Source organism: Micromonospora sp. NBC_00362 (assembly GCF_026342155.1).
Taxonomy (GTDB): domain Bacteria; phylum Actinomycetota; class Actinomycetes; order Mycobacteriales; family Micromonosporaceae; genus Micromonospora; species Micromonospora hortensis.
On the sequence record NZ_JAPENH010000001.1, the window covers coordinates 3,773,346 to 3,799,138 of the forward strand.

Annotated in this window: 32 protein-coding genes, 1 tRNA gene and 1 pseudogene; 13 read left to right on the plus strand and 21 right to left on the minus strand. The window is 71.9% G+C overall.

The features are described from left to right. Nucleotides 1–46: 46 nt before the first annotated feature. Nucleotides 47–781 (plus strand): hypothetical protein, encoded by a 735-nt coding sequence (locus OG992_RS17090; protein WP_266303718.1) that lies wholly within the window; start codon nucleotides 47–49, stop codon nucleotides 779–781. Nucleotides 782–879: 98 nt separating this feature from the next. Beyond that, nucleotides 880–1,428 carry a hypothetical protein gene (locus tag OG992_RS17095; RefSeq protein WP_266303719.1) on the plus strand — a complete coding sequence of 183 codons (549 nt, stop codon included), beginning with the start codon at nucleotides 880–882 and terminating at the stop codon, nucleotides 1,426–1,428. A gap of 72 nt (nucleotides 1,429–1,500) precedes the next feature. Here the strand turns inward: OG992_RS17095 and OG992_RS17100 are convergent. From OG992_RS17100 to OG992_RS17125, 6 genes are all read right to left on the minus strand, one after another. Further along, nucleotides 1,501–1,574, minus strand: a tRNA-Ala gene (locus tag OG992_RS17100). Nucleotides 1,575–1,824: 250 nt separating this feature from the next. After that, a complete protein-coding gene (locus tag OG992_RS17105) occupies nucleotides 1,825–2,607 on the minus strand; it encodes a hypothetical protein (protein WP_266303720.1) in 783 nt (260 codons plus the stop codon). A gap of 200 nt (nucleotides 2,608–2,807) precedes the next feature. After that, nucleotides 2,808–3,458 (minus strand): GNAT family N-acetyltransferase, encoded by a 651-nt coding sequence (locus OG992_RS17110; RefSeq protein ID WP_196920962.1) that lies wholly within the window; start codon nucleotides 3,456–3,458, stop codon nucleotides 2,808–2,810. A 112-nt stretch (nucleotides 3,459–3,570) separates the two neighbouring features. Next, nucleotides 3,571–4,884 carry a gephyrin-like molybdotransferase Glp gene (gene glp / locus OG992_RS17115; protein WP_091394702.1) on the minus strand — a complete coding sequence of 438 codons (1,314 nt, stop codon included), beginning with the start codon at nucleotides 4,882–4,884 and terminating at the stop codon, nucleotides 3,571–3,573. After that, complete coding sequence (locus OG992_RS17120) at nucleotides 4,881–5,843, minus strand: UTP--glucose-1-phosphate uridylyltransferase (RefSeq protein WP_238683622.1); 963 nt, start codon at nucleotides 5,841–5,843, stop codon at nucleotides 4,881–4,883. The genes glp and OG992_RS17120 overlap by 4 nt, the downstream gene beginning before the upstream one ends. Nucleotides 5,844–5,852: 9 nt before the next feature. Then, entirely contained in the window at nucleotides 5,853–8,198 is a 2,346-nt protein-coding gene (locus OG992_RS17125; RefSeq protein ID WP_266303721.1) for a diguanylate cyclase, read from the minus strand. An 84-nt stretch (nucleotides 8,199–8,282) separates the two neighbouring features. Here OG992_RS17125 and OG992_RS17130 point away from each other — a divergent pair, with 84 nt between their 5' ends. Together OG992_RS17130 and OG992_RS17135 are read left to right on the plus strand one after the other, a co-directional pair. Further along, nucleotides 8,283–8,960, plus strand: coding sequence for a 5-formyltetrahydrofolate cyclo-ligase (locus OG992_RS17130; protein ID WP_238683624.1), 678 nt, complete (start codon nucleotides 8,283–8,285; stop codon nucleotides 8,958–8,960). Further along, a pseudogene (locus tag OG992_RS17135) lies at nucleotides 8,957–9,163 on the plus strand (FmdB family zinc ribbon protein); the annotation flags it as partial. The gene OG992_RS17130 and the pseudogene OG992_RS17135, both read left to right, overlap by 4 nt. A gap of 14 nt (nucleotides 9,164–9,177) precedes the next feature. On the opposite strand, the gene OG992_RS17140 reads toward OG992_RS17135, so the two are convergent. Then, on the minus strand, nucleotides 9,178–9,396 hold the full coding sequence (locus OG992_RS17140; RefSeq protein ID WP_266305316.1) for a hypothetical protein: 219 nt from the start codon (nucleotides 9,394–9,396) through the stop codon (nucleotides 9,178–9,180). A gap of 314 nt (nucleotides 9,397–9,710) precedes the next feature. Between OG992_RS17140 and OG992_RS17145 the strand changes: the two genes are divergently transcribed. Continuing rightward, a complete protein-coding gene (locus OG992_RS17145; RefSeq protein ID WP_238683625.1) occupies nucleotides 9,711–9,914 on the plus strand; it encodes a hypothetical protein in 204 nt (67 codons plus the stop codon). A gap of 10 nt (nucleotides 9,915–9,924) precedes the next feature. Here OG992_RS17145 and OG992_RS17150 read toward each other — a convergent pair whose 3' ends face one another. Then, nucleotides 9,925–10,107 (minus strand): hypothetical protein, encoded by a 183-nt coding sequence (locus tag OG992_RS17150; protein ID WP_112581848.1) that lies wholly within the window; start codon nucleotides 10,105–10,107, stop codon nucleotides 9,925–9,927. Nucleotides 10,108–10,212: 105 nt separating this feature from the next. On the opposite strand from OG992_RS17150, the gene OG992_RS17155 reads away from it, so the two are divergent. Then, complete coding sequence (locus tag OG992_RS17155; RefSeq protein ID WP_238683626.1) at nucleotides 10,213–10,560, plus strand: hypothetical protein; 348 nt, start codon at nucleotides 10,213–10,215, stop codon at nucleotides 10,558–10,560. Nucleotides 10,561–10,801: 241 nt separating this feature from the next. Here the strand turns inward: OG992_RS17155 and OG992_RS17160 are convergent, their stop codons facing one another. Further along, entirely contained in the window at nucleotides 10,802–11,284 is a 483-nt protein-coding gene (locus OG992_RS17160) for a DUF2231 domain-containing protein (RefSeq protein ID WP_238683853.1), read from the minus strand. A 201-nt stretch (nucleotides 11,285–11,485) separates the two neighbouring features. Here OG992_RS17160 and OG992_RS17165 point away from each other — a divergent pair, with 201 nt between their 5' ends. Further along, nucleotides 11,486–11,914: a Fur family transcriptional regulator gene (locus OG992_RS17165; protein WP_238671193.1), complete on the plus strand. Its 429-nt coding sequence runs from the start codon at nucleotides 11,486–11,488 to the stop codon at nucleotides 11,912–11,914. 60 nt (nucleotides 11,915–11,974) lie between these two features. Then, nucleotides 11,975–12,835 (plus strand): oxygenase MpaB family protein, encoded by an 861-nt coding sequence (locus OG992_RS17170; protein ID WP_266303722.1) that lies wholly within the window; start codon nucleotides 11,975–11,977, stop codon nucleotides 12,833–12,835. Nucleotides 12,836–12,856: 21 nt separating this feature from the next. Here the strand turns inward: OG992_RS17170 and OG992_RS17175 are convergent, their stop codons facing one another. From OG992_RS17175 to OG992_RS17225, 11 genes are all read right to left on the minus strand, one after another. Continuing rightward, the gene (locus tag OG992_RS17175; protein ID WP_238683628.1) at nucleotides 12,857–13,777 is read right to left on the minus strand and encodes a PD-(D/E)XK nuclease family protein; all 921 of its coding nucleotides are present in this window, start codon (nucleotides 13,775–13,777) and stop codon (nucleotides 12,857–12,859) included. A gap of 43 nt (nucleotides 13,778–13,820) precedes the next feature. Continuing rightward, nucleotides 13,821–14,435: a MarC family protein gene (locus OG992_RS17180; RefSeq protein WP_091394729.1), complete on the minus strand. Its 615-nt coding sequence runs from the start codon at nucleotides 14,433–14,435 to the stop codon at nucleotides 13,821–13,823. A gap of 41 nt (nucleotides 14,436–14,476) precedes the next feature. Then, nucleotides 14,477–15,349, minus strand: a complete 873-nt coding sequence (locus OG992_RS17185; RefSeq protein WP_238683629.1) for a PHP domain-containing protein — start codon at nucleotides 15,347–15,349, stop codon at nucleotides 14,477–14,479. Nucleotides 15,350–15,402: 53 nt separating this feature from the next. Next, nucleotides 15,403–16,572, minus strand: coding sequence for a hypothetical protein (locus OG992_RS17190; protein WP_266303723.1), 1,170 nt, complete (start codon nucleotides 16,570–16,572; stop codon nucleotides 15,403–15,405). An 89-nt stretch (nucleotides 16,573–16,661) separates the two neighbouring features. Further along, nucleotides 16,662–17,477 (minus strand): SigE family RNA polymerase sigma factor, encoded by an 816-nt coding sequence (locus OG992_RS17195; protein ID WP_266303724.1) that lies wholly within the window; start codon nucleotides 17,475–17,477, stop codon nucleotides 16,662–16,664. Between the two features lie 103 nt (nucleotides 17,478–17,580). After that, a complete protein-coding gene (locus OG992_RS17200) occupies nucleotides 17,581–18,456 on the minus strand; it encodes a PH domain-containing protein (RefSeq protein ID WP_088951386.1) in 876 nt (291 codons plus the stop codon). A gap of 6 nt (nucleotides 18,457–18,462) precedes the next feature. Beyond that, nucleotides 18,463–18,621 carry a hypothetical protein gene (locus OG992_RS17205; protein ID WP_007455302.1) on the minus strand — a complete coding sequence of 53 codons (159 nt, stop codon included), beginning with the start codon at nucleotides 18,619–18,621 and terminating at the stop codon, nucleotides 18,463–18,465. A gap of 116 nt (nucleotides 18,622–18,737) precedes the next feature. Beyond that, entirely contained in the window at nucleotides 18,738–19,484 is a 747-nt protein-coding gene (locus OG992_RS17210; RefSeq protein WP_323181881.1) for a DUF6758 family protein, read from the minus strand. Between the two features lie 10 nt (nucleotides 19,485–19,494). Continuing rightward, complete coding sequence (locus tag OG992_RS17215) at nucleotides 19,495–20,118, minus strand: RNA methyltransferase (RefSeq protein WP_112732894.1); 624 nt, start codon at nucleotides 20,116–20,118, stop codon at nucleotides 19,495–19,497. A 51-nt stretch (nucleotides 20,119–20,169) separates the two neighbouring features. Beyond that, on the minus strand, nucleotides 20,170–20,706 hold the full coding sequence (locus OG992_RS17220; RefSeq protein ID WP_266303726.1) for a hypothetical protein: 537 nt from the start codon (nucleotides 20,704–20,706) through the stop codon (nucleotides 20,170–20,172). 94 nt (nucleotides 20,707–20,800) lie between these two features. After that, on the minus strand, nucleotides 20,801–21,316 hold the full coding sequence (locus tag OG992_RS17225) for a MaoC family dehydratase (protein WP_030486570.1): 516 nt from the start codon (nucleotides 21,314–21,316) through the stop codon (nucleotides 20,801–20,803). A 548-nt stretch (nucleotides 21,317–21,864) separates the two neighbouring features. On the opposite strand from OG992_RS17225, the gene trxA reads away from it, so the two are divergent. From trxA to OG992_RS17240, 3 genes are all read left to right on the plus strand, one after another. Further along, nucleotides 21,865–22,227 (plus strand): thioredoxin, encoded by a 363-nt coding sequence (gene trxA, locus OG992_RS17230; protein WP_007455291.1) that lies wholly within the window; start codon nucleotides 21,865–21,867, stop codon nucleotides 22,225–22,227. 153 nt (nucleotides 22,228–22,380) lie between these two features. Continuing rightward, complete coding sequence (locus OG992_RS17235) at nucleotides 22,381–22,821, plus strand: hypothetical protein (protein ID WP_238683634.1); 441 nt, start codon at nucleotides 22,381–22,383, stop codon at nucleotides 22,819–22,821. Next, a complete protein-coding gene (locus tag OG992_RS17240) occupies nucleotides 22,818–23,789 on the plus strand; it encodes an HTTM domain-containing protein (protein ID WP_266303727.1) in 972 nt (323 codons plus the stop codon). The genes OG992_RS17235 and OG992_RS17240 overlap by 4 nt, the downstream gene beginning before the upstream one ends. On the opposite strand, the gene OG992_RS17245 is transcribed toward OG992_RS17240, so the two are convergent. Further along, nucleotides 23,753–24,172 carry a thiol-disulfide oxidoreductase DCC family protein gene (locus tag OG992_RS17245; RefSeq protein WP_109819716.1) on the minus strand — a complete coding sequence of 140 codons (420 nt, stop codon included), beginning with the start codon at nucleotides 24,170–24,172 and terminating at the stop codon, nucleotides 23,753–23,755. The genes OG992_RS17240 and OG992_RS17245 overlap by 37 nt on opposite strands. Nucleotides 24,173–24,265: 93 nt before the next feature. On the opposite strand from OG992_RS17245, the gene OG992_RS17250 reads away from it, so the two are divergent. Further along, complete coding sequence (locus OG992_RS17250; RefSeq protein WP_266303728.1) at nucleotides 24,266–25,312, plus strand: Rv2578c family radical SAM protein; 1,047 nt, start codon at nucleotides 24,266–24,268, stop codon at nucleotides 25,310–25,312. Between the two features lie 19 nt (nucleotides 25,313–25,331). Continuing rightward, nucleotides 25,332–25,739 carry a CoA-binding protein gene (locus OG992_RS17255; protein ID WP_238683638.1) on the plus strand — a complete coding sequence of 136 codons (408 nt, stop codon included), beginning with the start codon at nucleotides 25,332–25,334 and terminating at the stop codon, nucleotides 25,737–25,739. The last annotated feature ends 54 nt before the right edge of the window (nucleotides 25,740–25,793 follow it).

Consider the following 25,793-nt stretch of genomic DNA (forward strand, 5'->3'; position numbering starts at 1 on the left):
GTAGAGGTCCGGATGCTAACCGTTGTCCTTCGCTACGGTTGTGCCGATGACCACCGAGCCGACGCGGGCCGTACCCGTGCTGGTGCCCGACGCGGGACCGCCCCTGGACTACTACCTGGTCCTCCCTCGACGCGACGAGCGCGACCCAGCCACCACTGTGGAAGGGATCGTCGTCGAGGAGTTCGCCCGCCACCACGACTTCACCACGACGGGGTTGGACAGCGCCGGCTGGACGTCGAAGACCGGCTGGTGGAGTTCCGCCACGCTGAGCCGCGGCATGCGCACCGACCCCGAGGTGCTGGAGCGGGTGTTCCCCACCTCCCGCCGGAAGGCCGAGGACGTCTACCGCGCGCTCGGTGGCGGGCAACTGCCGGACGAGTCGGTGCTTCGTACGCACTTCCTCGACCACCAACCGATCGCCACCGCCCCGCCGTTGCGGCTCGGCCCGGCGCGGCCACCGGCCGGCTTTCACGAGCGGCGGGTGTACCGCGTCCTCTTCGCCAAGGACCTCCGCGCCGAGCAGGTGGCGAGCCTCCGGACGGCCTGGCGGACACCGACGGGCGGCACTGTCGCGTCAGTCGCGAGCGGTCGTCTCGACGAGCACGGCGACCAGTTCGCCTGGGATCTGCGACGGGTCGGCCACACCCTGGCCTGGTGTCTCGACGTGACGGTTCTGCTGAGCACCGACGCGTCCGAGGCGGTGGGCTCGACCCTGACCGGCCTGACCAACGTCCTGCGCGAACACGGCCTGATACCGGTGACGACCGAACGCTTCGCCTAGCGCGTGGCACCTGACCACCTGACCGCCCGACAAGACTGGAGGCTTGGATGTCAGTCGACCTTGAGGCAACACTGGCCCGGCCCATCTCGCTCGCTGAGATGGTGACCGCCGCGCGCGCCACCCTGTCCGAGCTGCTCGGCGTGGACACGACGCCCGAGCTGAGCGTGTTCACCGACCGACGTTACGAGCAGGGACGCCGCGTCGCTTCCGGCCGCCGCCTCGACGCGGCGGAACTGCGGTCCACCACCATCGGCCACCGCATTGACCCCAAGCCCAACGGAATGCCGGGCTCGATCCACCTTGAGATCGACGTCTCGGGCTTCGCGGACGGTGCGTGGCTCCTGGTCATCGACCACGAGCCGGAGACCGGCGGTGTCCCGGAGGCAGTCTTCAGCCCCTACCGCACGTGTGTGAGTGTCGTCGTAACGCTGGCCATGGCGCTTGCCGTCGCCGACCTCACCGGCGGCCAGTTCACTGACGACCAGATCCGGCTGCTGCGGCCAGGCCACACCCACCCGCGCCATCTGGTCACGGCGACTCGACTGCCACGTGAGCCGGGCGAGTTCACCCAGAGATGCGAGCGCTACCTTCGCCAGTTCGCGCATCTCGGCGGGTGGCCGCGCCAGGTGTCGATGGAGCGCACGTGATGGGTTCGGTCCGCCACCCGGAAGATCGCAAAAGGCCGCCTCCGACTCGCGGAAACGGCCTTTGGCCTGGGGTGGAGCTGAGGGGATTTGAACCCCTGACCCCCTCGATGCGAACGAGGTGCGCTACCAGTCTGCGCCACAGCCCCCCGCCGGCGAACCGGCTTCGGTCCCACCCGGCTTACACCGGGCGGGCCGGCAGCAAGGCTAACAGGTCGTCGGCCTTCACCGCGAATCCGCCCCCGGCCCGGCGCTTCGACCCGCCCGAAGATCGACTCGGGCTCCTGGAAATCGGAGCATCCCGGACGCCACAACCACCCGACTTTCAGGAACCCGAGTGGATCAAGCCGGCCGGGCACGGCCGAGACCGAGGCACCGCCGAGACCGGCCGGGACGGCGTCAGGCGCCTCGGCCGGCCTCGTAGGGACGGCCGCGCAGTCCGCCCGACCGCCGGTACGAGACCGATCCACCGTTGACCGCCGCCGGGAGGTCTCCCGGCCGGTCCAGGCCCATGGCGGCTCGGCGTACCCCTTCCCGCTGGGCGGCGAGGCGGCGCTGCGCCTCCCGCCGGGCTGCGGCCCGGCGGGCCTGCTCCCGGCGCACCTCGGCCTGCCGGGCGGCCAACCAGGCGGCCTCCCGGGCCCGGACGCGGCGGCGGCGACGCCCGGCCAGGGCCTGACCCCGCAGGTGCACGACGTACAAGGCCAGGAGCAGGAAGGTGACCCCGAAGCCGACCCAGAAGCCGGGGCTGACGAACAGCACGCCGATCAGCTCGACGACGTTGAGGAGCAGCAGGGCGGCGAGCACCCGGCGACGCCGGTACACGGCGGGGGTGTGCTGTCGGCGCGGCGGTGGGCGGCGACGGGACCGCTTCGGCGCGGCGGGCACGGCGCGCAGTCGACCGGAGCGGCGGACGGCTGGTGGCGCGGAGACCGGGGCGCTCAACGCACCGGTAGTCACGTCTTCACTGAGGGTGACGACCAGTGAGCGCGGAGGATGGACGGGTCGCCGTCCCGGCACAGTGCGGCGCCGTCGGCGGCGCTGGAGCACCCGCGCCGTCGACTGCGCCCGCTCCGCCACCAGCCGCTCGGTGGCGTCGTACCGACGAACCAACGCCGGGGCCAGGGCGAGCAGGCCGGCGGCGGCGAGGACGGCGAGGAGCACCGAGGTCGGCACCCTCACCCCTCCCGTCACCGAATTCGAAGCAACCGCCATCCGACCGCAGGATCTTCCATCGATCACGCCTGGGCGCGTGGATCGTCCGGCCGGGGAGCGCTTGCCGCAGCTTGCAGTTACTTGAGGTTACGGCGCACCGACCGGGATGCCACCGCGCCGCGCCGATCCCGTCCGTGGGACGAGTGGGCGGATGTCGGGAAATCCTCCTACCGAGCGGTGGCGCGAACCCGGTGCCAGCGGGCCAGCAGGCCACCCTCGGCGGCGATCTCCTCACTCGTCATCGCGTACCCGATGTGGTCCCGCCAGGCGCCGTCGATGTGCATGTAGCGCACGTGGTACGACTCCTCGCGGAAGCCCAGCTTCTCCACCACCCGCCGGGACGGCCGGTTCTCCGGACGGATGTTCACCTCCACCCGGTGCAGCCCGCCCGGGCCGAACGCGTGGTCCACGGCGAGCGCCAGCGCCGTCGGGATCACACCCTGGCCGGCGACCCGCGCGTCGACCCAGTAGCCGACGTAGCCGGAGCAGAGCGCCCGCCGCACGATGCTGCCCACGTTGATGTGCCCGACCAGCCGGTCCCGGTCGGCCTCACGCAGACAGACCGCGAACGGCATGCCCTCACCCTCACGGGCGGAACGCCGCTGGTCACGGTGCACCCAGCGGAACGCGGCCGGCGAGTTCATCTCGTCCCAACCGCCGGGCAGTGACGACTCCCAGGGTGCCAGCCAGGCCCGGTTGGCCCGCCGCACCTCCGACCACGCCGCCGCGTCGGAGCGCCGGTAGGGCCGCAGCAGCACTGGGCCGTCGGCCAACTCCACCGGCCAGCCCGGTGCCCGCGCGGGTCCGAAGAGACTCACCCGCACAGTCTCCCGCGCGGGACCGAGTCGCGCGCAAGTGGTCCCACCGCGTTCACCGCACAGACCCCGACGATCACCCGACGCGGGCCGCGAGCGGACCGGCCGGGACGCGTCACCGGCGGCGGTCCAGCAGCAGGACGTCCACAGTGGAACCGGCTGCGGCCGTGGTGACCCGCTCGCCGAGCACCAGCAGCCCGTTGGCCTCGGCCAACCCGGAGAGGGTGAACGGCCCGCCGCTGAGCGGTTGGACCGTATACCCGCCGCCGCGTCGCTCGGCGACGTGCGCAGGCCGGAACTCGCGCAGCCCCGTCGGCGACGACACGGTCTCCAGCAGGTGTGCCCGCACACTGGGTCGGAACACCGGCTCGGCGCCGGCGAGCAGTTGGATGGCGGGGCGGGCCAGCACCTCGAAGCCGATCAGCGCGGCACCCGGGTCGCCGGGCAGGCAGACCACCGGCACCTCCTCGGCGCCGACAGTGCCGAACCCGAGCGCGGTGCCGGGGTAGAGCGCCACGTCGGTGAAGGTGACCGGCCCGGCGCGACCGCCCTCACGGCGGGAGAGGATCCGACGCACCATGTCTCCGGGGCCGGTGCCGGTGCCACCGGTGGTGATGATCAGGTCGGCGCGCAGCGTCTGGTCCTCCAGCAACCCGCGCAGCCCCTCCGGGTCGTCGTCGCAGATGCCCACCCGGTACGCCAGTGCGCCCACCTCGGCCGCCGCGGCGGTCAGCGCGTGCGAGTTCGCGTCCACCACCTGACCGGGCTGACTGCCCCGGCCCACGTCGACGAGTTCGTCACCGGTGGCCACGATGACCACCCGTGGACTGGGCCGGACCACCACGTGCCCGATGCCGGTCGCCGCGAAGACGGCGACCAGGGCCGGGGACACGTAGGTGCCGGCCCGGGCCAGCAGGGTGCCGGCGGGCAGCTCCTCACCCGCTCGGCGTACCCCGTACCCCCGTTTGGGGGTACGAAAGATCTCCACCGCGGCCATGCCCTGGTCGGTCCACTCCACCGGGACCACGACGTCGGCGGCGACCGGCAGCGGAGCCCCGGCGGCCACCGAGAAGCACGAGCCGGGGGTGAGCCGGACCGGCCGCCAGCTCGCGGCGCCGAGATCGCCGACCACGTTGAGCCGAATGGTGCGGCCTCCGGGCGTGCCGGAGGGGGCCGGGACGTAACTCGGCCCCCGGCCCCCTCCGGAAATGTCCTCCCAGCGCGCGGCGTAGCCGTCCACGGCAGCCTGGTCGAAGGCCGGGAAGGCGTGCGGCGCGACGACGTCCTCGGCGAGGACGTTGCCGTGCGCCTGGGTGAGGTCGAGGTCGAGTGGCGGCAGCGCGCGCAACCTGCGCAGCACGCTGCCCAGGTAGTCGGCGAGCGGCGTCAACTCGTTCGCGGCCGCCTCGGCGTCGGCCGTCGCGGTCATGTACCAGATCCGCCTGCCGCGTCGGCCTTGACGAAGTCGGCCAGCCAGGACCTGAACTCGGCGCCCAGGTCCTCGCGCTCGGCGGCGATCTGCACCACCGTCTGGAGGTATCCCAGCGGCATGCCGGTGTCGTAGCGGGTGCCGCGGTAGACGATCGCGTGCACCGGGATGCCCTCGGTGCGCAGCAGCTCCATCGCGTCGGTCAGCTGGATCTCGCCGCCGCTGCCCGGCTTGGTCCGCCGGATCGCGTCGAAGATCTTGCCCGGCAACACGTAGCGGCCGAGCACCGCGAGGTTGCTCGGGGCGTCCTCGGGCTGCGGCTTCTCCACCATCCCGGTCACCTTGACGACCTCGCCGATGTCGGTCAGCTCCGACTCGGCCGGCTCGACGGAGGCGATCCCGTACCGCTTGGTCTCGGACGGGTCGACCTCGAAGAAGGCGAGCACCACACCGCCGGTGCGGGCCTGCAACTCGATCATCGCCGGCAGCAGCGGCTCCGACGGCTTGACGAACTCGTCGCCGAGCAGCACCGCGAAGGGCTGGTCGCCGACGTGCGACTCGGCGTACCCGATGGCGTGGCCGAGCCCGAGCTGCTCGGGCTGCCGCACTGTGTAGATCTCGGCCAGCTCGCTGGGCCGACGTACGGCGGCCAACCGCTCGGAGTCGCCCTTCTCCTCCAACCTGGTCTCCAGGTCCGGGCGTCGGTCGAAGTGGTCCACCATCGACGTCTTACCCCGACCGGTGATCAGCAACACGTCACCGATGCCAGCCTGCGTGGCCTCCTCGACGATGTACTGCAACACCGGCCGATCCACCACCGGCAGCAGCTCCTTGGGCACCGCCTTGGTGGCCGGCAGGAACCGGGTGGCCAGTCCGGCCGCCGGGATGACGGCCTTGACCGCCAGGGGACGGCCGTTTGCGGCGACCGTCGATGAGGGGTTCGCTGAGTGCTCCGACATGCCGCGAGACTATCGGCCACGGCTCTGCCGCGGCGGGTGTGGCCCAGAAGACGCGCCGCCACCCGGCCCCGGCCGGGCCGCGTCCGGGCCGGCCCGCGCCGCGCCCGACGCGCTGTCCGGCGTGTCGTCGGCCGAATCCGGCCGGGCGTGCGCCGGGCCCGCCAGCGATGATTCCGGTACGCCCACCGCCGGGTCGGACCGGGCGGGCCCGCCCGGCTCCCGGCTGGCCTGCACCGGCTGGCCGGCGCGCGGCAGCCCGTCGGTCGGGCTCACCGCACACGCGAGCACCGGAATTTCCCGGGTCGGCAGATCCGAGCGCGCCTCGGCGACCCGGTACGTGTCGCGGCCCGCCGCCTTGGCCGCGTAGAGCGCGTCGTCGGCGGCCTCCAGCACCTCCCGTCCGGTGCTGCCGTGGTCCGGGAAGACGGCGATGCCCACCGACACTGTCACCAGGACCGGTCCGGCGTACGCCTCGACGGCGATGGGCGTCTCGCGCACCGCCGCGCCGAGCCGCTCTGCCACGATCGCCGCGCCCCGCGCGTCGGTTTCCGGCAGCAGCAGCACGAACTCCTCACCACCCTGACGGAAGGCCAGGTCGACCTCACGGATCTCCCCGCGCACCCGGCGGGCGAACTCGGCCAGGACGGTGTCCCCCGCGGCGTGCCCGTAGGTGTCGTTGACGTCCTTGAACCGGTCCAGGTCCAACGCGAGGACGCTGAGCATCCGCCCGAATCGGCTGGCCCGTTCGACCTCCCGCCGGATCGACTCGCGCAGGTAGCGGTAGTTCCACAGCCCGGTGAGCGGGTCGGTGAGGGAGAGCCGCTGCGCCTCCTCGTGCACCCGGACGTTGTCCACCGCCACTGCCGCGTGCCCGGCGAAGGTGCGCAGGGTGGCCAGGTCGTCATCGTCGAACTCGTCGGCGCCCAACCGGTCGTAGAGGGCCAGCACGCCGAGCGCGGCCGCCGCGCCCGCCTCGTCGACCGGCCCCGAGGGCCCGCCGAGGGTGGCCGTGGCACCGCCGGCCGGGGCGGCGAACGGAACGGCGACGTAGGTGCGACAGCGTGGCTCACCCGTTGGTGCCCCGGTCGGCTCCGCCCTGCCCCGCTGCGGTTCCCCGGTGGCGGCGACCTCGCCGACCACACCGACGCCGACCGGCACCCGCAGCGTCTGCGACCCGTCCGCCTCCTCGGCCGACCAGCGCCCGTCCAACCCCTCGGTGCACTGCGCGACGAGCACCCCGCCGGTCTCCACCAGCAGCACGGCACCCGCACGCGCGCCGGTGGCCCCGATGGCACTGCGCAGGATCACCCGCAGGATCCGTTGCAGGTCGTGCGTGCTGGCCAGGGTGTCGCCGAGCACCGCGAGGTGCCCGCGCAGCTGATCCCGGTTGCTGGTCAACGCCGCGACGTAGGAGCCGGTCTCCCTCGTCATCCGGTTGAACGCGGCGGCCAACCGTCCCACCTCGTCGCGGCTGCGTACCGGCACCCGGGCGGTCAGGTCGCCCTGGGCCACCCGGTCGACAGCACCGGCCAGCTCCGCCAGCGGCCGGGTGGTCACCCGGGCCAGCCGCCAGGCGGTCAGCACCGCGAGCAGCCCGGCCAGCACGACCACCCCGACCAGCGTCGCGTGCAGCCCAGGTGGCCGTTCACTGGGAACGGAGAGCACCAGTGGCAGCGGCTGCGCGTCGGAGGGCCCGAGCCTGCGCACGTACCGGCCCTCGTTGGTCTCGGTGACCTGCTCTCCCCGTACGCCGACGGCGGCGGCCAGCACCGCGTCGCGGACGTCACCGGACTCGGTCGTGTGGGTGACCCGCGCGGCGCTCGCCCCACTGTCGAGCAGGGTGACCGCCACCCCGGTCACCGCCGCCAGTCGGGCCACGAAGGCCGGGTCGACCAGTTGCGCGGCGGTCACAGTGCCCAGCCGGGTGCCGGCGCGGTCGTGCAGGTCGACCTGGGCGGCCAACGCACGGACCGGGCCGGGGTTCGAGCCCCCGTTCGTGCCCTCGGTCGAGCCGGCGCAGTCCTTCCACGGGGTCGACGGAGCACCGGGCGAGATGTAGGTGACCTGGCCGGCCACGTCGGTGACCAGCACCGCTGCGGCCAGACCCCGGCCGACCAGTTGCGCGGCGGCGACCGCCGGATCGGCGGTGAGCGCCACCGCGTCGGCCGTGGCGCGTAGCTGCTGGCAGAGCGCGTCGACCGAGGTACGAACAGTGGACGCCGCCACCGCCAGGCGCTCGGTGGAGCGGCTGCGGTCGACCGCAGCGACTGTGGAGGCGACGAAGAGCGCGCCGAGCAGGACGGGCCCGAGCACCACCACGAGGAAGGCTGCCGTCAACCGCCCGCGTAGCGTCACTCGTCCCCCCGGAAGTTCCGCCTCCGTTGCTTGCGATGCTGACACAGTGCAACCGTGGGAGAGGCGTTGCGTCAGGAGTGTTGCGTGCCGGAATTTTCTGATGAAGCGGAAGTGACCCGGATGGCGAAGCGGGACACCCGCGTCGAGCTGCTCGCTCGCCGCCGGTCCCTGCCCGCCGAGACCCGGGCAGCCGCCGCCGGGCGCGTGCAGGCCGAGCTGGTCTCCCTGGTACGCCGGCTGCGCCCACACCGGATGACGGCGTACGTGCCGGTCGGCTCCGAACCGGGCGGCGCGGACCTGCCCGAGGTGCTGCGGGCGGCGCTGCCGGCGGACGCCGAGTTGCTGCTGCCGGTGCTCCTGACCGACCTGGATCTGGACTGGGCGGCATATGCCGGGCCCGCTGCCCTGATCGCGGCGGGACGGGGTATCCGTGAACCAGTCGGTGCTCGTCTCGGGGTGGCCGCCGTGGCGCACGCGGAACTCGTGGTCGTACCGGCTCTCGCTGTCGACCGCCACGGTCGACGGCTCGGGCGCGGCGGCGGCTCGTACGACCGCGCACTCGCCCGGGTGCCCCAGGCAGCCCTGACGGTGGTGCCGCTGCACGACGGTGAGCTGGTCGAGGCGCTGCCGGCGGAGCCCCACGACCGTCAGGTGCGCGCGGTCGTCACTCCCGCCGACGGGGTGCGTACGCTTGACGGCGGCCCAGGTGCGGCGCACGGTGTCGCGCCCCACACGTCTGCTGGACGAACCCGGGCCGAATGACGCACCATTGGCACTCGAATACGTCGAGTGCCAACTGGCTGAGCCCAGATCCGGAGGAGAACGTGCCCACGTACCAGTACGCCTGCACCACGTGCGGTCAGCAGCTCGAGGCGGTGCAGTCCTTCTCTGACGAGCCGCTGACCGAGTGCCCGGCGTGTCAGGGGCGGCTGCGCAAGGTCTTCAACTCGGTCGGCATCGTCTTCAAGGGTTCGGGCTTCTACCGCACCGACTCCCGGGCGTCCGGTTCCGAGACGACCGCCGGCGGCACGGCGACCAAGCCGGCGAAGTCCGAGTCGTCCTCCGGTGACAGCTCGTCGTCCTCGTCGGGGTCCTCGTCCTCGTCCGGGTCGTCTTCGGGCTCGTCGTCCTCTTCCGGGTCGTCTTCCGGGTCGTCCTCGGGTGGATCGGGCGGCGGCAAGGCGGCGGCCAGCTCCACGTCCTGATCGCCGAAGGCCCGACCCCACCACGGGTCGGGCCTCGATCAACTCGGTCGCCCCCTCAGCAGGCGGGTTGATCCACTCGGGTTCCAGGAAGTCGGCCTGTCCCCGTCGCTCTGACCACCCGGCTTCCGTGATCCGAGTTGATCAAGTCAGGTGCCTTAGCAGGTCGAGGCGGCGGATGGGCGTTATCCACAGGCCGCGCGGTTGTCCACAGGCGTCGGCCAGAGGGTCGGTCGAGGCGGCGAAAGCTGCCTAGCCTGCCGTCCATGGGTGCCACTGCGGCGCTCGGGGACGGGAGGCGGCAGAGGCGATGGTCGATCCGGATTCCGCGCGGGCGTTGCGCCCGCTGCGCCAGCTCACTCTGCCCGGCGGGCGCACCCTGCTTCGGGCCGGCCTGGTCGCCGCGCTGCTCGGCCTGGCCGCCGCAGTCCTGCACACCCCGACCGGATGCCCGCCGACCGCTGTGCCCTCCGACGCACCATCGGTGGCCGGCGACAGGCGGGGAGCTGGTTGAGCCGCCGGGGTCAGTCCCAGTGCGGGGGGCGTTCGGCGAGCAACCAGTCGTCGTTGCCGCCGGACCGCTCGCCCCAACCACGGTCGGTGTCGTCAGAGGTCTGCTCGGGCAGCACCACGAAGTCTTCGCTCAGGTCGACGGCGCGGTCGTCGTCTCCACGTACGCCGTGCGTGCCGGGGTCTTCGGTGCTCACGAGCGGCAAGACTAGCGCAGCCGACGACGGTAGACCTGACGGTCGACCGTGGCACGCCGGCCAGAAACGACCGGGCCGCCGGTGGCGTTGGTAGCGTCGGACGGCGTGACGACCCCCAGCGGTGGCAGCACCTCGGACGACTACTGGCGACGGCCCGACACCGGCGACGACGCCGTGGCGGACCAACCTCCCACCGCGCCCGCGGCCACACCACCGGCCGGGGGTCCTGCCACCGGATACTCCGGCCCGCCGCCGAGCGTGGCGCCGCCGGCGGGTTGGCGTCCACCCGTACATCTGCAGCCGGTGCCGCCACGACAGTTGCCGCCGCAGGACATGGCCGGCCTGGACGCGGCCGAGCAGCGCTCGCAGAGGGTCACCTACGGCTTCGGCGCGGCGGCCGGCGTGGTGCTGCTGGTTCTACTCTGCCTGCTCTGCTCGCGAGTGATCTTCTGATCCTCACCCCTGGGCAGCAGCAGTGGCACTGGCGTGGAGGAACAGGTCCGGGAGCGCAACCCCCAGCATGCGTGTTGGCTGGCCTGGCACGTCGATGTGCTGTTGAGCGGCATACCTCGGAGTCATGTTCATACCTCTGAGGTATGCCGCTCAATGCCGTGTCCGCCCCGACGGTGGCGACCGCCGGCTGCGACCACAGCCCCAGCCAGGTCCAGTGCAGTCGATCAGAAGGGGCAGCAGCTCAGAGGGTGGTGCCCCAAACCGTCTCGGCACCGGAGTGGCCGGTCAGGTAGACGTAGACCAGTGCGGCGATGGAGAGCCCCACGGCCGCTACCGCCAGCACCGGGGTGACCAGCGCGGGCAGCTGCGGCACCCGAGGGTGCCCACTTGTCGCCACCAGCAGCAGGATGGCCACGATCCCGAGCGGCACCACGACGCGCAACAGGATGTCACCGTAGCGGGAGTGCTCGAAGATCTGATCGAGGATCGGCCCCTGGAAGCCCCGGGCCACCAGCGCGTCGGTCAGTGCTTCACCCGACTTGACCGCGACGTAGGCAGTCACCGGCGCGGCCACGGCGAGGAGGCCCAGGGCCCAGTCCAGCCGGTGCCTCCACCGCGGTAGCCCCACGTACGCGATGGCCAGCACCGCCAGCAGCGGCACGAACACGACGACAGCGTGGATTACCAGGACGTGCACCGGTAGACCCAGGATCTCCTCGAACATCGAACCCTCCAGGTGGATCATGGTCAGGGGTGGTCAGCCTATGGTCCGCCGATCGTCCGCAGGCTCTCGACCGGTGACACGCGCGGCGCGTCGATCGGGTTCATCCTCTGGGCCGTACTCCCGATCTTGCCTGGCTGTGTCGGTGGCCACCCGGAGCGGGCGACGGTTGTCGATGCGGGTCGGGCGTGTTGTCATTGGCCAATGTCCGGTGCCGAGGAGCTGCTGCGGTCGAGGGGCCTGCGCGTCACGCGCCCCCGCCTCGCGGTGCTGGACGTGCTCGCCGACGGCGGCCACCTGGAGGTCGACGAGATCACCCGGCGGGTGCGCGAACGCCTCGACTCGGTCTCCACCCAGGCCGTCTACGACGTGCTGGGCGCGCTGTCCCGGGCCGGGCTGTCACGCCGGATCGAGCCGGCGGGCAGTCCCGCCCGCTATGAGGCGCGGGTGGGCGACAACCATCACCACGTGGTCTGCCGGGGCTGCGGCGAGATCGCCGACATCGACTGCGCGGTGGGCAGCGCGCCATGCCTGGAGCCGAACAGCGCGCACGGGTTCGAGGTGGACGAGGCCGAAGTGACGTTCTGGGGCCTCTGCCCGGGCTGCCGGGCCCGCCGCTCCGCCGACGTCTGATCAGCCGGCACCGGCAGCACGTGACCGGCGAGGTCGGCCCGACCGTGGCACTCTTGGGCGGTGGACTCCGATGACCTCGGCCTTTTCGGTCCGGGTTCGGTCACGTGGAAGGTGCACGAGGAGCCGATCCTGATCGTCGCCGGCCTGCGCTCGCTCTACCTCCAGGCGTTGCACCCCCGGGCCATGGCCGGGGTCGCGCAGAACAGCAACTACCGCACCGACGCCTGGGGCCGACTGGTCCGCACCGCTACCTATGTGGCGACCACCGTCTACGGGACCACCGCCGAGGCGGAGGCCGCCGGGGCCCGGCTGCGCCGCCTGCACGACCGGCTGCGGGCCACCGACACGCTCACCGGTGAGCAGTTCCGGATCGACGAACCGGACCTGCTGCGCTGGGTGCACGTGACCGAAGTCGAGTCGTTCCTGAGCACGGCCCGACGCGCCGGGCTGCCGCTGAGCGACGACGAGGTGGACGCCTACTACACCGAACAGCGCCGCGCCGCCGCCCTTGTCGGCCTGGACCCGGCCACCGTTCCAGGGACCGCCGCCGAGGTCGCGGACTACTACGAGACCGTACGGCCACAGTTGCGGATGACCCGGGAGGCCGCCGAGACGGCGGTGTTCCTCACCGCCCCGCCGCTGCCGTGGAAGCTCAGCCTGCCGGTCCGGTTGGGTCTCACCCTGGGCCCGCCACGCTGGGCGTACCTGGGGATCGCCGGCACCGCGTTCGCGCTGCTGCCGACGTGGGCACGCCGAATGTACGGAGGTCTCGGTCTACCGACCACCGAGCTGTCGGCGGACCTGAGCCTGCGCGCGCTGCGGCTCGCGTTCGCCGCCGTCCCCCGCCGCTACCTGGAGGGACCGTTGATTCAGGCAGCGAAGGAGCGGGCCGCGCGGCACGCCGCCTCGCTGGCCGGCTGACCCGACCCTCTGCACGGGCGATCAGCCGTCGGCGGGCCGGTCCATGGCCGCCCACGGCTCCTTGCCCGGGACCTGCGCGCCCGTCGGGCAGTGCCGCCGAAAGTCGCACCAGCCACAGCGCGGGCCGGGCGCCACCGGGAAAGCCTCGTCCGCGTCGGCGCCGTCGGAGACCGCGCGCTCGGCGGCCATGATGTCGCGGGCTGTCTCTTCCGCGCGGGTCAGTTGTCGGGCCAGCGACTCGACTGTGTGGTCGTGGCCGGCGACCGTGCCGGTCGGCAGGTGGTGCAACTCCACCCGGCGGCACGGCCGACGGAACACCCGCTCGGCGGCGTACGCGTAGAGCGCCAGCGCCTGCGAGCCCCGGGCGTCGTCAGTGTCCAGCCCGGTGCGGCCGGTCTTGTAGTCGACGATGACCAGCTCCGGCCCCTCCGGGCCGGGCCGCGAGTCGATCCGGTCGGTACGACCGTTGAACGCCAGCACTGCTGTCTTGACCGCCACCACCCGCTCCACGCCGAGCGGGTCGGAATCCGGCTCCAGCGTCTCGACGTACGCCTCGAGCCATCCCAACGCCCGCCGGTAGGCGGCCCGCTCCTGCTCGTCGTCGCGGTAGCCCTCGCGGACCCAGGTGCCCTTGAGCAGCGTGGCCAGCGCCTCGGGACGCCGCCGGTCGGCGGGCAGCGCATACCAGTTCTTCAGGGCGGTGTGCACGCTGGCGCCGAGCGAGTTGTGCGCCCACGGCGGGCCCTTGGGCGGGGCGGGGCGGTCGACGTAGGAGTAGCGGTAGCGACGCGGGCAGTCCGCGTACGCGCCGAGCTTGCTCGGGGTGCAGACGAACAGCCGCTCCGGCATGCCCTCGAAGCCGAGCTGCTCGGCGTCGCCGGCGCGTTGCCGCGGGGCCCGGCCGCCGGCGGCCGGCCGCCCCGCTGATGAGGATCGTCGCACGCCTGCGATCCTGCCATCCGCCTCCGACATCGCGCGCGTGCCGTCAGGCCATGTTCACGTACTGCGTGACGAAGGCGGCCACCGCGTCGGCGATGAGCTGCACGGCGATCGCGGCCAGCAGCAGGCCGGCGATCCGGGTCAGCACCTCGATCCCGCCCGGCCGGAGGATCTTCACGATGCCGCCGGAGAAGCGCAGGACGATCCAGACGGCGACCATCACGGCGAGGATCGCCACGGCGATGGCGCTGAACTCTCCCAGCCCGTCGGCCTGCTGGACGAAGAGCATGGTGGCCACGATGGCGCCCGGTCCGGCCAGCAACGGCGTGCCCAGCGGCACCAGCGCGATGTTGGAGGTGACCTGCTGGCTCGGGTCGTCGGCCTTGCCGGTCAGCAGCTCCAAGGCGACGAGTACGAGCAGCAGGCCACCGGCGGCCTGCAACGCCGGCAGGTCCACGTGCAGGTAGTCGAGCAGGGTCTGCCCGGCCACCGCGAAGATCACGATGACGCCGAGCGCCAGCGCGACGGCCTGCCAGGCTGCCCGGTTGCGGTCGCGGGCGGGCAGCGGGCCGGTCAGCGCCAGGAAGATCGGCATCATGCCCGGCGGGTCGGTGATCACCAGCAGGGTCACGAAAACCTCGCCGAACAGCTTCAGATCCACGTGATCAACCTAGCCGCGCAGCGATGGGCGAAATACCCGGATCAGCCCGAAGCGACCTCGGTCACCCCCTCGGCGACGATCCGCTCGTACGCCTCGACGCTGGTGCTGAACGCGCCGAGTTGGACGGTCTTGTGGGTGCCGTGAAAATCCGAGGAGCCGGTGACGAGCAGACCCAGCTCGGCGGCGAGCGCCCGCACGTGTTCCCGCTCGGCCGGGCTGTGGTCCTCGTGGTCGGCTTCGAGCCCGGCGAGCCCGGCGGCGGCCAGCTCGGCGATCAGCTCGTCGGGCACCACCCGGCCGCGTCGGGTGGCTCGGGGGTGGGCGAAGACCGGCACGCCTCCGGCCGCCCGGACCAGCCGGACGGCCCGGAACACGTCGATGTCCTCCTTGGGCAGCCGGTACCGCTCGCCCAGCCAGTCCGGGCCGAACGCCTCCCGGACGCTGCCGACCAGGCCGACGCGGATGAGTGCCTGCGCGATGTGCGGGCGTCCCACTGTGCCGCCACCCGCGCCGGCCAGGATGTCCGGCCAGTTCACGTCGATGCCGTCGGCCCGCAGGAGACCGACCATCCGTTCGCCACGCTCTTCCCGGGCGGCTCGGACCCGCGCCAGCTCGGCCACCAGCTCCGGGTGGTCCGGATCGAACAGGTACGCGAGCAGGTGCAACGACACCGCCGGCTGCGCACCGGACCAGCGACACGACAACTCCGCGCCCCGGATCAGGCGCAGACCTGGCGGCAGCGCGCCGACTGCCGGCGCCCAGCCGGCCGTGGTGTCGTGGTCGGTGATCGCCAGCACGTCCAGCCCGGCGTCGAAGGCCGCGCCGACCAGCTCGGCCGGGGTCAGCGTGCCGTCGCTGGCCGTCGAGTGGGCGTGCAGGTCGATCCGGGGGGCGGGGCCGGTACGCGAGGTCACCGCCCGACGTTACCGAGGAAACGGTGAGCCCGGCTCACATGGGTCACCCGGGGTCAGAAGCCCTTCACCAGGATCGGCCGCTCTCCGGCCGGCATGCCGGGCACCGCAGCGGGGCTGGCTGGCTTTCCCGCCCGCACCTGGCCGACGTCGACCCGGACCAGCTCGCCGGTGCCGTCGAGGTAGGAGGCCTGGGCCTCGTCGCTCCACACGATCGCCCCGGTCATCGGCGGCCCGGCCGCAACGGCTGTCGCTCCCGGCCCGAGCCGCTGAAGGTCGACGAGCAGGGACCGACCGCCAGTGCCGCTCCCCTCGTTGACCAGCAGCCACCGCCCGTCCGGCGAAACCCCGCCGACGCCGTCCCGGCTCAGGTCTGGACCGCAGCCGGTGCGTACCGGGTCCAGGCGACGTGTCGGGGTGAGGATGGCGAGGCACGTCCGGTCCGGATCGGTGGTGGTGACCTGGCCGACGAGCCGCCCGTCGGGCAGCCGCCCGTAGACGTTGAGGCTCTCCCGGTCGAGGGCCTCGGGCAACGGCCCCGCACCGGGCCGCCAGAGCGTGTGACCGGCGTCGGCCCTGTCGAGTCGGACCAGCACGCTGTCACCGACGAACCGGACGGGCTCCGCCGCCGCCGGCACCGGGGTGCGCACTGACCCGATGAGTTGGGTGCCGACCACGCCCGCCATCAGGAGATCGTCTCCGTCGCGCCAGGCGACCTGGTGGCTGTCCGGCGCCAGGACGATCGCGCCGGCACCGGCCAGCAGCACCTGCACCAGGCCGTCGTCCTGCACCACCCACAGGGAGCGTCCCGCGGTGCTCGGCGCGCCGACCACCAGCCAACCGCCGCCGCTGGGCAGCGGCTGGACGCGTTCGGCCGGCCCGACGTCGGGCAGCACCAGCCGCCGCCCGTCGGCGCTGACCAGCGTCTCGCTGATGAGAAGAGAGGTCGACGTCGTGGGCGAGGGTGCGGGACCGGGAATGCTGGCCGTCGGAAGCGTTCGGTTGGTCGGGTCCGGGTCGCCGATCACGACGATGGGTGAGCCGTCCCGCCTGGTCTCGGCACCGAGCTGGGCCATGCCGGCGCTGAGCAGCACTGTGGTGACCGCCGCGAGGGCGAGGCCGGCGGCGGTGCGTCGACGCCGGATCCGGTTCGCGCGACGGATGGCCTGGCCGGCCGGATCGACGCTCAGCGGGCGGGCAAGGGCGACCTGGTGCGAGAGTGACACCCGCACCGCACCTTCCATCTCGTCAGGCCGCACCTGGTATGAACGCTGCGGGCCGTCCCGCAGGTTGTCGCGCCGGCCCGGGAGATGAGTCACTGCTGTTCCCCGGAGCCCGTGCCGACGGGCACGGCCGCCGGGGCGGTGGGCAGGACGACCTGCGGGGTGATCGCACGCGGCACGGCGGGGCGCGGCGCGGTCGGGCGGGGCACGGGTCGGCCAGCCGCCCGTCCGGGACGGGGTGTGGCAGCGGCACCGGTGGCCGGGACTCGCCCGGTCCGGGAGCCCGAGCCCGTCGTCCGGCCGGGGGCACCGGTCGCGGCCACCGCTCCCGCACCGCTGGCAGCGGCAGACCTGCCGGCGATGCCGGCGGCGGCCGATCTGCCGGCGATGCCGGCGGCGGCTGCCAGCTCTGGTGCGTCCGCGCCCAGTCGCCGACGCAGCGTGGCGAGCGCCCGGGACGCCTGGCTCTTCACAGTGCCCGGCGAAATGTCCAGCATCGCGGCGGTCTGCGCCTCCGACATGTCCTCGTAGTAGCGCAGCACCAACACTGCCCGCTGCCGGTTGGGCAACTCCCGGAGATGCCGCCAGAGCAGGTCGCGGTCAAGTTGCTGCTCGATCTCGTCGACGCCGGCCCGCTCGGGCAGCACCTCGGTCGGGCGTTCACCGTGCCAGCGTCGCCGCCACCAACTGGTCGACGTGTTGACCATCACACGCCGGGCGTACGGCTCGACCGCCTCGATTCCGCCGAGACGTTTCCACGCGAGGTAGGTCTTCGTCAGCGCCGTCTGGAGCAGATCCTCGGCCGTGGCCCAGTCGCCGGTGAGCAGATAAGCGGTGCGTAGGAGCGCGGCGGAGCGGGCCGCGACGAACTCGCGGAACTGCTCCTCCAACGAGTCCTTGCTCGCCACCGCCCACCTCCACACCCCTGCCGTCCTGGCAGAGTGCCACGTCAGGGGCGCTCTGGTCCATGACGAAAGGTGCGCACTTGCTCCGATGTTCGGTCGAAAACCTTCACGCCCCGTCGTCGGCCTTGGCCTCGTCGGCCTCCTTGCCGAGCCGCGCCTCGACCGCCTGCGGCTCGTACATCTCCTCGACGACGCGCAGGTAGAGCTCGTTCGGGTTGGGCAGGTTCTTGATCTCGCGGAGCGCCTGCTCCTGGCCGGCGGACTCCAGCACGAAGGTGCCGTAGTTGAGCGCTCGACCAGTCGGGGTCTGCTCGTACTTCATGTCGGTGACCCGGACCAGCGGCATCATCGCCACCTTGCGGGTGACGATGCCGTTGACCACCATGACCCGCTTGTTGGTCAGGATGAACCGGTCATACCACCAGTCGGCGACCTTCCACGCCACCCAGCCCATCACCGCGAACCACAGCAACACGGCGATGGTGGTCAACGCGCCGACGTCCTGGCCGGCGAGGAAGCCGGAGAGGTAGCCGAGCACGAAGGTCGCCGCGACGCCGATCAACAGCGGGTTGGTGAGGTGGATCCAGTGTCGCTTCCACTCGCCCCGGTAGCGCTCGGTGGGGAAGAGGTAGCGAGCCACCAGAGAACTGGGCTCGTCTTCCAGTGGCAGCACCCGCCGAGGGGTCGAGCCGGTCGCGTCGGCGCGCAACCCGGCCAGCTCGTCCTCGGAGATCTGCGGCGGCTGGTAGCTGGCCTCCGGATCACGGATCCACCCCCGACCGGAACGACCCTGACCGGCATAGCCGGGCCCGTCGCCATAGCCGACGTCGTCCGAAAGGGACGGACCGTCGGACAGGCCGGGACCGGCCCCGTAGCCCGGGCCGTCATCAGGCCCGATCCGCGGGATCGGCTCGGTGTCGCGCTCGCGGCGTTCCCGGTCGGGGTCGTCCGGGTCGAAGGGTGGACCGGAGGGGCTGCCCATCGGCTGCTAGGCGACGAGGCTGGTGAAGAAGTCGCCAAACCCCTGGGCGATATCCATGATCCCGCCGCCGAGCGACTTGAACACGTCCGCCGCAGAGTTTGGCCGGTAGGCGACGAAGAAGATCAAGAATGCGATTCCGGCCCAGGTGAGGACCTTCTTGACCATGGCGGGCCATCCTCTCGCGCGGCGCCGGGTCCCATTACCGCAGCGGCACCCAGAGTATCAGTGTGGTGTCGTACAGTGAATATCTGCGTCCGTTCTCCGTCAATCCGGAAGAGTTGTCAAGCTCTACCGGGTAGATACGGGGACGGTGCGCCGTACACGAGCTCGGGCGGAGTCCACTCGGTCAGGTCGTGTAGCACGACGTCTTCCGCGAGCAGGTGACCCGCACTCGCCGGCCAGGCTATCGCATGGAGCCACATTCCCCGAGCTTCGCCGGCGTACGCGCTTCGATCCGTTGATGAATTCACCACCCACAGTGGAGTCGGGTGCCCGCCGACCTTGATCTTCGCCTGTCCGACGTGGTCGGGGTGACCCGACCCCGGGTCGGTCAACGCGTCCACCAACTCCGGCCCCGGGTCCGGGCCGGTCAGACCGGCGAGCCGGGTGCCCAGGCCGACACCGGGTTCCTCGGCCACGAAGACCAGATCGGCCGGACCACCACCGAGCGGCGCCGGGCCCGCGCAGGCCACCACCGTCGCCCGCACGCCCGTCCGGTCGTCCCCGGCGTACGCGACGCCGGTGAGTGTCCAACCGGGCGGCAGCGGCCACGGGCACCACAACGGCGTCACCGGCGGATCGCCGGTCGCGGTGATCCGTTCCACCACGCTCGCCACGATGTCCGCTCCGATGTGCTCGGGCACGTGCAACGGCGGCACCGGGCCGCAGCGCACACACCTCGAGTCGGCGTTCATCAGATCCGGCGCCCGTACCGGGCCCCCGCATCTCGGACAACTCACCGCGACACTCACATCCCCACCGTCGCCCCGGACCGCCGGCACGTCAAGCCGGAACGTCCGATTCGGCACCGTACGTGGGTCAGTCCGGCGGCGTACCGGCGTGCGCGCGGATCCAGGCGTGCATGGCGATTCCGCTGGCCACGCCCGCGTTGATCGACCTCGTCGAGCCGTACTGGGCGATGGAGTAGAGCTGGTCGCAGGCCGCACGGGCCGGCGCGGAGAGGCCGGGCCCTTCCTGGCCGAACAGCAGCACGCAGTCCCGCGGCAGGGTGCCGGTCTCCAGCGGACGCGACCCCGGCAGGTTGTCGATGCCGAACACCGGCAACTGCCGCTCGGCCGCCCAGGCGACGAACTCCTCGATCGTCTCGTGGTGCCGTACGTGCTGGTACCGGTCGGTCACCATCGCGCCGCGCCGGTTCCACCGTCGCCGTCCGACGATGTGCACCTCGGCGGCGTTGAACGCGTTGGCGTTGCGCACCACGGTGCCGATGTTGAAGTCGTGCTGCCAGTTCTCGATAGCGACGTGGAAGCCGTGCCGGTGCCGGTCCAGGTCGGCGACGATCGCCTCGTGCCGCCAGTAGCGGTAGCGGTCGACGACGTTGCGCCGGTCCCCCTCAGCGAGCAGTTGCCTGTCGTAACGGGGGTCGTCCGGTGGGTCCCCCGGCCAGGGGCCCACGCCCACCTCGAGTTGGTCGTCGGTCACGGTCATCAGAGGGTACGGACCCCGCCGGCGCCGGCCGCGACGACCTGCCGGTCAGCCCAGGTCGAGGGCGGCACCGAGCCGGTCCAGGAAGCGCCGGTCCGCCGCGCTGGCCGGTGGGTCCACCCGGCGCGCGCCGGTGCCGGGCACCGCGCGACACACCCGGGCCGCTACCGACTGCACCCACTGGCGGTACGCGGCCGAGTCGGCAGGGTCGGCCCGCCGCCGGAGGACCCGGCTCGCCGCACGACAGGCGGCCAGCAGGTCCACCAGGTCGGTGAGCCGCTCGGCGGGTTGCGGGGCGCCGTCGTGGCGGGCGTAGATCGTGGCGACCACCGCGCGGACCAGGTCGCTGTCGGAGGCTCGGCCCGCGGCCACGGCATCCAGACCGGCCAGGCCGGCCAGGACTCCACGCTCCGTCCGGCCGGGAGCGGGTGCCGCGGCGGCCACGAGAACCCGTCCGGGCAGGCTGGTGAGCAGATCCCACTCGGCGGCGGAGTAGACAGCGGTGGTCAAGGGTGCGGCTCGGCGGCCGGCAGAGGACGGCTCTCCCGCTACGGAGTGGCTCATCGGAACCTCCGGCGTCAGCATATGCCCCGCGACGGGAACAGGGCCCCTTCCCCAGCAGACCCGCGCAGGGGAAGGAGCCCGGTGTTCGTCGACGGTCGAGCCTGCCGCGCGGCTGTCAGCGCGGCTCGGGGAAGCTGGGCCGCTCCGGATCCACTCCGTCGGGCACCGCAGCGGCCGCGTACTCCCGCTTGGGGACCATCACCTTGCGCCGGAAGACGCAGACCATCGTGCCGTCCTGGTTGTAACCACGGGTCTCCACCGACACCACGCCCCGGTCGGGTTTCGAGCCGGACTCACGCTTGTCCAGCACCGTGGTCTCGCCGTAGATGGTGTCGCCGTGGAAGGTCGGCGCGACGTGCCGCAGCGACTCGACCTCCAGGTTGGCGATCGCCTTGCCACTCACGTCGGGCACCGACATGCCGAGCAGCAACGAGTAGATGTAGTTGCCGACCACGACGTTGCGCTTGAACTGGCTCGCCGTCGCGGCGTAGTGCGCGTCCATGTGCAGCGGGTGGTGGTTCATGGTGAGCAGGCAGAAGAGGTGGTCGTCGTACTCGGTGACGGTCTTGCCCGGCCAGTGCCGGTAGACCGCGCCGACCTCGAACTCCTCGTAGTAGCGACCGAACTGCATGCTGGTCCCTTCGACGGGCGGCGATGGAGTTCGGCACAGCATGCCTTATCGATGGTTAAGGCGACCGGCGGGGCGCGACGGCGGCGGAAATGTCACACCGGTCACTCGCCTGGGGGGAGACGCAATGAGCGGCGGGGCCCTCCCCGGCACCCGCCGCCCACGCTCTGATGTGAGGAATTCTGCCCTACGCCTGCGTAGGTTCAACAGAGATCGCGGTCACATTTATCTTTTTGTAACACTACTGTGTGTGACGACGGGGAGGTTGATCAGCGATCTCCGCAGGCCGGATACCTCCTTGTCAAGGCCCAAGTTACCGATTCGTAGTGCTCAATCGCGTGGATCTCCCTGGAAACGCTCCCATTACCGCAGGTCACGCAAGTGCGTCATGCACTTGCGTTCCGCAGGTCGGGTGTGAACAGATGCACGTCGATGACCTGCGGCACCCCCCGGCAGCCCCGGGCACGTTTCGTGCCCCACCGCACGGGAATTCGATACGGTCAGCCCTGGTTCTACGGGACGTAGATAAACCGCGGTGATCGGAGAGTGCAATGGCAACCGTTGAGCTGACCTCGACGAACTTCGACGAGGTGACCGGCAACGACGGCATCGTCCTGGTCGACTTCTGGGCCGACTGGTGTGGTCCGTGCAAGCGGTTCGCCCCGGTCTACGAGCGCTCCTCGGAGAAGCACCAGAACATCGTCTTCGGCAAGGTCGACACGGAGGCTCAGCAGGAGCTGGGCGCCAAGTTCGACATTCGCTCGATCCCGACGATCATGGCGATCCGAGACGGCGTCATCGTCTTCGCCCAGCCGGGCGCCCTTCCCGAGTCCGCGCTGGAGAACCTGATCGAGCAGGTCGAGGCGCTGGACATGGACGACGTCCGCAAGCAGCTGGCCGAGCACAACCACTGAGTCGTCCCCACGACGACACCGAAGGCCGGGCCCGATGCGGGCCCGGCCTTCGCCGTACCCCCAGCAACCCCGCATGATCACCTGCCTGGTCAGGCCGAACTGGCCGTCGGAGGGACCCGAGGCCGTCGGTACATCCCGTATCGTCACGACCCGATGGAGAACCTGACCACCCGCGGGCGCGTGACCCGGCTGGGCGTGACCGCACTGGGCCTCGTCCTGCTCGTCGTCGGCACCTTCTGGGGCAGCGACGACGACTTCCCGTTCGGCCCGTTCCGGATGTACTCCACCTCCAACCCGCCGAACGCGCCCGCACCCGACACCCGCGTCGAGGGGGTGAACAGCTCCGGGGCGGTGATCGACCTGGACCAGAACGCGACAGGCATCCGCCGCGCCGAGATCGAGGGTCAGCAGGCCCGATACGCCGCCGACCCGACGCTGCTCACCGAGGTCGCCGACGCGTACGCCGAACGCCACCCGGACGCTCCCGCGCTGGTCGAGGTCCGCATCGTCATCCGCTGGCACGGCATCCGCGCCGGCCGACCGACCGGCCAACACACCGACCAGACCGTCGTCCGCTGGCAGGCCACCCGATGAACCGCTGGCTGACCGACGCCGTACCCCGGGGCCGGGTGGCCGCCTTCCGCACCCTGATCTACCTTTTCGTCGCCGCCGATCTGGTGATCTTCACGCCCTGGGTACGCACCCGGGTGAGCGTGCCCGGCGACCTGTACCAGCCACTCCTGATCGGCCGCCTGCTCCCAATGCCGACGCCAACCGAGACGCTGGTGACGGTGATCTTCTGGGCGTTGCTGCTGCTCGCACTCCTCGCCGCCACCGGACGAGCGCCCCGGCTGCTCGGCTGGGCGGTGTGCGCGCTGTACCTGGAGTGGATGATCATCGCGATGAGCTACGGGAAGGTCGACCACGACCGGTTCGGGCTGCTCGTCGCCCTGGCCGTGCTGCCCACCGCCGGTCGCGCCCGACACGGCGACACCACCCGCACCGAGGCCGGCGGCTGGGCCCTACGCGTCACCCAGATCGCGGTGATCTGCACGTACTTCCTGGCAGCCTTCGCCAAGCTGCGCTTCGGCGGTCTGGACTGGCTGACCGGCTCGGTCCTGGCCCGCGCGATCATCCGGCGCGGCACCGACCTGGCGGACCTCATCGCCCAGGTGCCGTACCTGCTGATCGTCGCCCAGTTCGGCATCGTCGCGTTCGAGCTGCTGAGCCCGCTGGTCTTCTTCCTGCCACCCCGCTGGCGACTCGCCATGGTCGGCTTCTTCTACTCGTTCCACGCGGTCACCATCGCGACCATCACGATCTCGTTCGCGCCGCACCTGGCCGCGATGACCAGCTTCCTACCGCTGGAGCGGGTGCGCCCGCTGGTCTGGGCACGCCGGCTCGTCGGCCGCGGCTCTCCCGAGGCGGCGACGACGGATGCCCCGGAGCCGCGCCCGGCCGACGTCGACAGGGTGCCGCCTGACCCGGGCCCGGTGACAGCCGGCGCGGGGCCGGCGCTGGACGATCAGGCGCCGGTGGTCGGGCGACCGGCCGGCCCGTAGAGCCGCTCCCGGGCCTCCTGCGGCAGGGAACAGGCAGCAGTGCCACCGGGAAGTCGGTGCCGGTTACGTGCCACCCAGCGGTACAACGGCCAGGCGGCGACGCGTACCGGAGGAATCCGCAGACCGGCGCCGGCGACCCGCCAGAGCGGACCACTCGCGGCGAGCAGCTTCGCGATGGCGTCCGGGCCGGCCGCCCGCGAGCCGTCCGCGCCCACCCACTGCACGGCCTCCTCGCACTCGGCCACTGTGAGGCCGAGCGCGTCCAGGTCGGCGAACTGCCAGGGCACGACACGTGCGGCGGTGGGGATGCGACGTTCGATGAACTCCGCACAGCTCGTGCAGAACGCGCAGTCCCCGTCGTAGACGAAGGTCGACGTCTCCATGGCGTCCATCCTCCCCTCTCCGACCACGCGGACGCCCACCGGTGTACGGCGGGTCACTTGCGCTTGCCTCGTACACGTGTTCGAATAATGGCCATGCGCTGGGACAACCTCACCGCTCCCCCGGTCGAGGGAGACCCCGAGCGGGCAGCGCCAGCGACGCCACCCCTGCCGCTGGCGCTGCCCGGCGCCGTCGCCCGCACCTTCGACACCCCCGAGTTCGCCGGGATGACGTTCTACGAGGTGCAGGCCAAGTCCATCCTCAACCGGGTGGCCGGGCAGTCCCGCGTCCCGTTCGAGTGGACGATCAACCCATACCGAGGCTGCTCTCATGCCTGCGTTTACTGTTTCGCGAGGAATACACACACTTATCTCGATCTCGATGCCGGTGCGGACTTCGACCGGAAGGTGATCGTCAAGGTCAACGCCGGTGAGCTGGTCCGGCGGGAGCTGGCCGCGCCACGCTGGCGGGGCGCGCACGTGGCGATGGGCACCAACGTGGACTGCTACCAGCGCGCCGAGGGTCGTTACCGGCTGATGCCGCAGATCATCGGAGCCCTGCGCGACTTCGCCAACCCGTTCTCGATCCTCACCAAGGGCACGTTGATCCTGCGCGACCTGCCGCTGTTGCGCGAGGCTGCCGAGGTGACCACGGTGGGCATCTCCTTCTCGGTGGGGTTTGTCGACGAGCACCTCTGGCGCACCGTCGAGCCCGGCACACCGCACCCACGCCGCCGGCTGGACGCCGTCCGGGCACTCGCCGACGCCGGTTTCTCCGTCGGCGTGCTGATGGCACCGATCCTGCCCGGCCTCAGCGACAGCGACGAGTCGATCGACACCACCGTCTCGGCGATCGCCGCCGCCGGCGCGACGAGCGTGACCGCCCTGCCCCTGCATCTGCGTCCCGGCGCCCGGGAGTGGTACGCGCACTGGCTCGCCCGCGAGCACCCGCACCTCGTGCCCCGCTACCGCGAGCTCTACCGGGCCGGCGCGTACGCCCCGCAGGCGTACCAGCGGGAGCTGACCGCCCGGGTGCGGATCGCGGCACGCCGGCACGGGCTGCACCGCGGGGAGCGGGGCGACAACCGCAGCCTGCCCGAGCCACCGCCACCGTCGGCGGCCGAGCAGCTGACGCTGTTGTAGTCGGAGCTACAGTCGGCGGGTGCGTACCGCTCAGCAGATCCTCGCCGACTCCGCCGTGATCGCCGTCGTGGGCGCGTCCCGCGACCCGTTGAAGGCCGCGCACGGCGTGCCGTTGCAGATGCAGCGGTACGGCTGGCGAATCATCCCGGTCAACCCGACCGTCGACGAACTGTTCGGGGAACGGGCCTACAAGTCGCTGGCCGACATCCCGCACCCGGTCGACCTGGTGGACGTGTTCCGGCCGGCGGCCGACGCCGTGCAGGTGGTCCGGGACGCGGCGGCGATCGGCGCCCCGGCGGTCTGGCTCCAACTGGGCATCGTCTCGGCCGAGGCGCGGCGGATCGCCGAGGAGGCCGGCATGGACTACGTCGAAGACCGCTGCCTCATCGTCGAACGCGCCGCCGCCAACCTGACCCGCCTAACCTGACCCAGCCCTCACCCTCGCTCCCGCGATCTTGCACTTACTGTCCCGGCATAATCG

Excerpts from the sequence above, each read along its gene's own strand:
- OG992_RS17235 (WP_238683634.1), top strand. The coding sequence starts at position 22,381 with ATGGAGAACCTGACCACCCGCGGGCGCGTGACCCGGCTGGGCGTGACC.
- OG992_RS17240 (WP_266303727.1), top strand. The coding sequence starts at position 22,818 with ATGAACCGCTGGCTGACCGACGCCGTACCCCGGGGCCGGGTGGCCGCC.
- OG992_RS17160 (WP_238683853.1), bottom strand. The coding sequence starts at position 11,284 with ATGTTCGAGGAGATCCTGGGTCTACCGGTGCACGTCCTGGTAATCCAC.
- OG992_RS17165 (WP_238671193.1), top strand. The coding sequence starts at position 11,486 with ATGTCCGGTGCCGAGGAGCTGCTGCGGTCGAGGGGCCTGCGCGTCACG.
- glp (WP_091394702.1), bottom strand. The coding sequence starts at position 4,884 with ATGACCGCGACGGCCGACGCCGAGGCGGCCGCGAACGAGTTGACGCCG.
- OG992_RS17245 (WP_109819716.1), bottom strand. The coding sequence starts at position 24,172 with ATGGAGACGTCGACCTTCGTCTACGACGGGGACTGCGCGTTCTGCACG.
- OG992_RS17225 (WP_030486570.1), bottom strand. The coding sequence starts at position 21,316 with ATGCAGTTCGGTCGCTACTACGAGGAGTTCGAGGTCGGCGCGGTCTAC.
- OG992_RS17095 (WP_266303719.1), top strand. The coding sequence starts at position 880 with ATGGTGACCGCCGCGCGCGCCACCCTGTCCGAGCTGCTCGGCGTGGAC.
- OG992_RS17250 (WP_266303728.1), top strand. The coding sequence starts at position 24,266 with ATGCGCTGGGACAACCTCACCGCTCCCCCGGTCGAGGGAGACCCCGAG.
- OG992_RS17090 (WP_266303718.1), top strand. The coding sequence starts at position 47 with ATGACCACCGAGCCGACGCGGGCCGTACCCGTGCTGGTGCCCGACGCG.
- OG992_RS17145 (WP_238683625.1), top strand. The coding sequence starts at position 9,711 with ATGGTCGATCCGGATTCCGCGCGGGCGTTGCGCCCGCTGCGCCAGCTC.
- OG992_RS17220 (WP_266303726.1), bottom strand. The coding sequence starts at position 20,706 with ATGCTGACGCCGGAGGTTCCGATGAGCCACTCCGTAGCGGGAGAGCCG.
- OG992_RS17120 (WP_238683622.1), bottom strand. The coding sequence starts at position 5,843 with ATGTCGGAGCACTCAGCGAACCCCTCATCGACGGTCGCCGCAAACGGC.
- OG992_RS17200 (WP_088951386.1), bottom strand. The coding sequence starts at position 18,456 with ATGGGCAGCCCCTCCGGTCCACCCTTCGACCCGGACGACCCCGACCGG.
- OG992_RS17205 (WP_007455302.1), bottom strand. The coding sequence starts at position 18,621 with ATGGTCAAGAAGGTCCTCACCTGGGCCGGAATCGCATTCTTGATCTTC.
- trxA (WP_007455291.1), top strand. The coding sequence starts at position 21,865 with ATGGCAACCGTTGAGCTGACCTCGACGAACTTCGACGAGGTGACCGGC.